This window comes from Komagataeibacter saccharivorans (assembly GCF_003207825.1).
Lineage (GTDB): Bacteria > Pseudomonadota > Alphaproteobacteria > Acetobacterales > Acetobacteraceae > Komagataeibacter > Komagataeibacter saccharivorans.
Map to the genome: position 1 here is coordinate 199,660 of NZ_NKTY01000003.1, position 6,296 is coordinate 205,955.

Consider the following 6,296-nt stretch of genomic DNA (forward strand, 5'->3'; position numbering starts at 1 on the left):
GGGCCGCCCGCGCCCTTTCCCGCAGGCCCCGTCGCCTGCCACCGCATACCGAACCAGAAGAAGATGACTGAAACCAGCACCCCACCGGACAGCACCGCCCCCGCCTACGATTTCCACACGGCAGAGCCGCAGTGGCAGGAACGCTGGGCGTCATCGGGCATCTTCGATGTTCCCGACGTGCCCCCCGCCGACCGGCCCAAATATTATGTGCTGGAGATGTTCCCCTACCCGTCGGGCCAGCTTCACATGGGGCATGTGCGCAACTACACGCTGGGTGATGTGGTGGCGCGTTACAAGCGCGCGCGCGGCTTCAGCGTACTGCACCCGATGGGCTGGGACGCCTTTGGCCTGCCCGCCGAAAACGCGGCGCGCGAACGTGGCGTGCATCCGGGCAAGTGGACGATGGACAACATCGCCGCCATGCGCGCCACGCTCAAGCGGCTGGGCTTTTCCTTCAACTGGGACCGCGAAATCGCGACCTGCCTGCCGGAATACTATGGCAAGCAGCAGAAGCTGTTCATCGACATGCTGCGTGGCGGGCTGGTTGAACGCCGCGAAAGCTGGGTCAACTGGGACCCGGTGGACAATACCGTTCTGGCCAACGAACAGGTGGTGGACGGGCGCGGCTGGCGTTCGGGCGCGCTGATCGAACAGAAGAAGCTTTCGCAGTGGTTCCTGAAGATCACCCAGTTCGCCCCGCAACTGCTGGATGGCCTGTCCACCCTGTCCCGCTGGCCCGAACGGGTGCGGACCATGCAGGAACGCTGGATCGGCCGATCGGAAGGGGCGAAAGTCCGCTTCGGGCTGCATGAACCCCCGGCAGGTTTCGACACCGACCTTGATTCGGTCGAAGTGTTCACCACCCGTCCCGATACGCTGTTCGGCATGTCCTTCCTGGCCATTGCCGCCGACCATCCGCTCGCGGCCAAGGTTGCGGCCAACAATCCGGGCGCACAGGAATTCATTGCCGAATGCCACCGGCTGGGCACATCGGAAGAAGCGATCGAGACGGCGGAAAAGCGTGGTTTTGACACTGGCCTGCGCGTAGCACACCCCTTCCTGCCCGATCAGTCCTTTCCGGTATGGATCGCGAATTTCGTGCTGATGGATTACGGCACGGGCGCCGTATTCGGCTGCCCCTGCGGCGACCAGCGCGATTTCGATTTCGCCCGCAAATACAACCTTCCCTTCGCCACGGTCATCCTGCCGCCCGGCGAGGAAGCGGCCACCTTCACCACGACGGACAAACCGTATGAAGGACAGGGCACCCTGTTCAATTCCGGCTTTCTGGACGGGCTGGACACGGATGCGGCCAAAAAGGAAGCCATTTCCCGGCTGGAAGGCATGGGGATCGGTCAGGGTGTCGTCAACTGGCGGCTGCGCGACTGGGGCATTTCGCGCCAGCGCTACTGGGGCTGCCCCATCCCGGTCATCCACTGCACCGACTGCGGCGCGCAGCCCGTGCCCGACGACCAGCTTCCCGTCACCCTGCCCGAGGACGTGACCTTCGACCGTCCCGGCAACCCGCTGGAACACCACCCGACATGGAAGCATGTGGCCTGCCCGTCCTGTGGCAGGCCCGCACTGCGTGAAACCGACACCTGCGACACGTTTGTCGACAGTTCGTGGTATTTCGCCCGCTTCACCGCCCCGCATGCCGCCACCCCGACCGTACCGGCCGCGGCGGATGGCTGGCTGCCGGTGGACCAGTATATCGGCGGCATCGAACACGCGATCCTGCACCTGCTGTATGCGCGCTTCTTCACCCGCGCCATGCACGAGACCGGGCACCTGCATGTGGATGAACCCTTTGCCGGCCTGTTCACGCAGGGGATGGTCAATCACGAAAGCTATCGTGACGCCGCAGGCAACTGGCTCTATCCCGATGAAGTCGAGCGCCGGGGGGATACCGCCGTCCGCCGCGACACCGGCGCACCGGTCACTATCGGCCGCGTGGAAAAGATGTCCAAGTCCAAGCGCAACACGGTTGCCCCTGTCGCCATCATCGAACGCTTCGGCGCCGATACGGCACGGTGGTTCGTGCTGTCTGACAGCCCGCCGGAACGCGATATGGAATGGACGGAAGCCGGTGTCGCGGCTGCCGCGCGCTTCCTGCAGCGTCTGTTCCGCGTGGTCCGCACCGTGGCGGAACAGACATCCGCCGACACCACCTGCCCCGATACGCTGTCCCGCGCGGCGGACAGCCTGCGCCGGACCACGCACCGCACCATCGTTGCGGTAACGGACGCGCTGGAAGCCTTCAGCGCCAACGTGGCCGTGGCCCGCCTGCATGAACTGACCTCCGCCCTGGCCGATGCGGAAAAGACGGCGGGCGAAGACGGCATGGCGTTTGCCCGGCGCGAAGCCGCAAGTGTCATCTCCCTTCTGATAGCCCCCATGGTTCCGCATCAGGCGGAAGCCATGATGGCGCTGCTGGAACCGGCGGGTAAGCCGGTGGTGGAGCGGACATGGCCGACCGCCATTCCCGAACTGCTCAAGGCCAGTGAACTGACCATCGCGGTGCAGATCATGGGCAAGCTGCGTGGCACGATCGCCGTCCCGCCGGACATGCCCGCGGACGAAGTGATTGCGCTGGCGCAGGCGGAACCGAATGTCGCGCGCCTGCTGGAAGGTGCGCGGATCGTAAAGCGCATCCACGTGCCCGGCCGTATCGTCAACTTCGTGGTTGCGAAATAGACATGGCCCATCCCGTCGTCCGTTACACCGGCCTGATCTGCACGCTGCTTACGCTGGCAGGCTGCGGCTTTTCCCCGATGTACAAGACGACGGGCACCCATCTGGGCGCGGATGGCAAGCCGACCGTGGGGAACGTGCTGGCGGAACTGAAGCAGGTTTACGTGCCGCTGATCAAGGAACGCTACGGCCAGCAGCTACGCCAGTTCCTGCAGCAGGACATGTCGGGCGACGGGCCTGAAAACCCCACCCGGTACTCGCTGCACATCGGCACCTACCTCATGAACGAGGCCGTCGACATCCATGCCGACAACACCAGTGGCCGCACCCGCACCACAGCCTTCGCCCACTGGCAGCTTTACACCATTGCGGAGGACCCGCAGCTTCTGGCCAGCGGCGATGCCTCGGTGGTGGATGGCGTCAACAACAATTACGAACAGTATTTCGCCCTGACGCTGAATCTGGAAAACGTCCGCACCCGTGTTGCGAAGAACATGGCGGACCAGATTACACAGCAGGTCAGCGTGTGGTTCCGCACACATGCCAAGCCAGCCGTCAACGGGTCGGTCGCGGGCAGGAACCAGCCGCGCTATACCGACCCCAACGCCATCGTCAATCCAAACAACCAGATGCCCGCCCAGGCACCGGGCGCCGATGGCCTGCCCGCGCTGGCGACAGGCCGGACCGACGCACAGCTTAACGAACAGAATAACGAAGATATGGACGTGTCCACCGGGTCCGGCACGACGACGGATACAACGCCTGCCCGCAGCCATGCCGGGTCCGATGATAATGATAATGACACATCGGGCATCAGTATCGGGGGCAACGAAAACCAGTGAAGATCGACGCCCGCGCCACCAGTGCAACCCTGCAGGCGCCGGGCGCGCTGCGGGCCATCATCCTGCATGGGGATGATGCGGGCCTGATCCGCGAACGCGCCACGACCGCCGCCCGGGCGATCTGCCCCGACCTGAACGATCCCTTCCGCGTTGCCGTGCTGGGACGTGACGAGCATGACCGGCTGGAGGAGGAAGTCACCGCCCTTTCGCTGGTTGGTGGCCGTCGCGTGATCTGGGTGCGTGACGCGGGTGATGGGTTGCTTGCCCCGCTTCAGCGCAGTCTGGCGCAGCCATCCGATACGCTGATCATCGTGGAGGCAGCGGGACTGCCCGCGCGCGCCAGGCTCCGCGCCTTTGCGGAAAAGGACAGACTGTGCGGCGTCATCGGCTGTTACCCGGAGGAAGGTCGCGCACTTGAGGGCGCGATCCGGCAGATGCTGTCAGCACAGAATGTCGGCATCGACCCCGATGCGCTGGGATGGATGGTTGAACGCGCCGGACCAGACCGCGCGGCGACCCGCAGCGAGGTGGAAAAGCTGGCTCTGTTCGCGGGCGCGGGGGGCAGGCTGGGGCTTGAGGACGTGCGCGCCTGCGTGGGTGATGCCGCCGGGGTCTCGCTGGAAGACGCGGCCTTTGCGGCCATGGCGGGAGATCGCAAGGCGGCGGACGCGGCAGCCGAACGGGCACTGACTACCGATGGCAGCAGTCCCATCGCCCTTGCGCGCGCGTTGCTGTCGCACATCCATCGCCTGCGCCGCGCGCGGATTGCCGTCGATGGCGGCATGAGCCGGGCTGATGCCATGCGCCAGTTGCGCCCGCCCGTATTTTTCAAGCGCACGGACAGTTTCACGCAGGCGCTGGGGCACTGGTCCGCTGCCGCCCTGCTGCGCGCGGCAGAGGAAACGCAGGCGCTGGAACTGGCCTGCAAACAGACCGGCAGCCCCGATATCGTATTGTGCCTGCGCCATGTCGCCCGCCTGTGCGCGCAGGCGCAGCAGGACCGCAGGCGGCGGTAAGTGCGAAATATGCCCACCCTGCCCTGAAACACCTTGCCGGGGTGCGTGCTCTCGGTTAGAAAACGCCTGTGTGTGTCCGCGTAGCTCAGCCGGATAGAGCACAGGATTCCTGGTTTTCAATTGGGCGTCACGACGGGAAACCACGTGACGGATCTGCTCAAATTCGGGGAACGCTCTGGTTTCATACCGTGCCAATCCCGAGCCAAGGCCGGTTCACCCGGCAAGGTGTAGAGACTGGATGGGCAGCACCTGCAGGCCGTTCGCGGCCCATGGTGAAGGGACAGTCCAGACCACGAACGCCATGGCTTCATGGCGGCGGCGAAAGTCGAAGTGGTATGAATCCTGGGGCCGTGGGTTCGAATCCCGCCGCGGACACCACCTTTCGGAACGGGGCCTTATGGCCTGACGTGAGCGCCGGGATATGCGCCGCCACGTTGAATGATGATCCGAAAAACCGATCCGTATTATCCCCGGTTTCTTCCGTATTGACTGGACGATCAGGTCCCGCAAAATCAGCATGGATGCTATCAGCCATGATGATATTTGTGCCCCCGTCGCCCGGGGCGAATGGAACGACCGATCATGATTGCCTATTCCCCGCGCCTGCCCCTTCTGGTTACGGCCCTTATCCTTGTGGCGGCCAGCCTGCCGGTTGCCCCTGCTGCCGCCCAGCAGGCCGAACAGCATGGGCCGACCGCCGAACAGAAGGCGGAAATCCAGCGCGCCGTGCACGAAGCACTCCAGCACGATATACAGACCGTGGCGCAATACAGGCTGCCTACGGATTTCTTTGCCCGCATGCTCCCCATGGTCCGCCAGATCAGGCGCGCCCATATCACGGCCCCGACCCAGACCCAGAACATGACGCTGGCGACAACCATCCGCCGCACGCAGGCGATGCCGGAACTTCAGCCCATCCTTCAGCAGTACAACATGTCAGCGCAGGATTTTGTCATGGCGCTGACCACCTTTGAAATGACCGCCGCGCGGATGCAGGAAATACCCCGATCCAGAAAGGATGCACCTGCGCTTAACCGGGACAATGTGAAACTGATCCAATCCCATCAGGCTCTGACGCAAGCCCTGCTGCATGATCTTGATGACGAGCAGGAATGGCTGCAGTAAACGCCTGTTACTGACGACAGTTTTTCCGGCGATGGGACTTAAACCACCCGGATCGGGCATTCCGTAGCCGGTTGGTCGCTCCCAAGCCGCGCAACATAGCGGACATGAGGGACTGTGCAACAGGCTGCCCCTGTGTGACACGCCCCCGGAATCCGGGTCGTCAGCGGGACCAAAAATGCCACGGCGCGGCAGGTGAAAGAATGTAGCCCGGCCCGATGGTGCATCCGCAGTTATAGGAAACGCTCTTCCCATGCTACGTAATGCCAGTCCATCCAAGGTATCATACGGACGTATCATGACAATACTCCCACCTGTTTTTTAACAGACGGAAATATACTTACGTCATGGGACCATTTTACATGGCCACATTAAATATTATATCCAAAAAAAAACAGACAGAAATCATAAGAAAGTTTTTGGTGAAGCCTTTTCAAAAAACTTCGAAAGGTGTTGCCTCTTTAAAAAAGGCAACACCCAAAAGCTTTTCCCGTTTTTTATGAATATTTCTTTTCAGACAATATTTTAGAAAGCGGCCTGAATACGTCCGGCGACGGAGTTTCCGTCCCGCCCGACCAGATCGTAAAGCTGGCTGTTGCGGCTGACGATGATGTGGTTGAAG

General features: G+C 62.7%; 4 protein-coding genes. All 4 read left to right on the top strand.

From position 1 onward, the window contains the following. The first annotated feature begins 63 nt into the window (after positions 1-63). Positions 64-2,697 (top strand): leucine--tRNA ligase, encoded by a 2,634-nt coding sequence (leuS, locus tag CFR79_RS03805; protein ID WP_110546972.1) that lies wholly within the window; start codon positions 64-66, stop codon positions 2,695-2,697. Between the two features lie 2 nt (positions 2,698-2,699). Further along, a complete protein-coding gene (locus CFR79_RS03810; RefSeq protein ID WP_110546973.1) occupies positions 2,700-3,536 on the top strand; it encodes an LPS assembly lipoprotein LptE in 837 nt (278 codons plus the stop codon). Continuing rightward, positions 3,533-4,552 carry a DNA polymerase III subunit delta gene (holA, locus tag CFR79_RS03815; RefSeq protein WP_110546974.1) on the top strand — a complete coding sequence of 340 codons (1,020 nt, stop codon included), beginning with the start codon at positions 3,533-3,535 and terminating at the stop codon, positions 4,550-4,552. Before CFR79_RS03810 ends, holA begins: the two co-directional genes overlap by 4 nt. Before the next feature lie 582 nt (positions 4,553-5,134). Beyond that, entirely contained in the window at positions 5,135-5,677 is a 543-nt protein-coding gene (locus CFR79_RS03825; RefSeq protein ID WP_110546993.1) for a hypothetical protein, read from the top strand. Positions 5,678-6,296 lie beyond the last annotated feature (619 nt).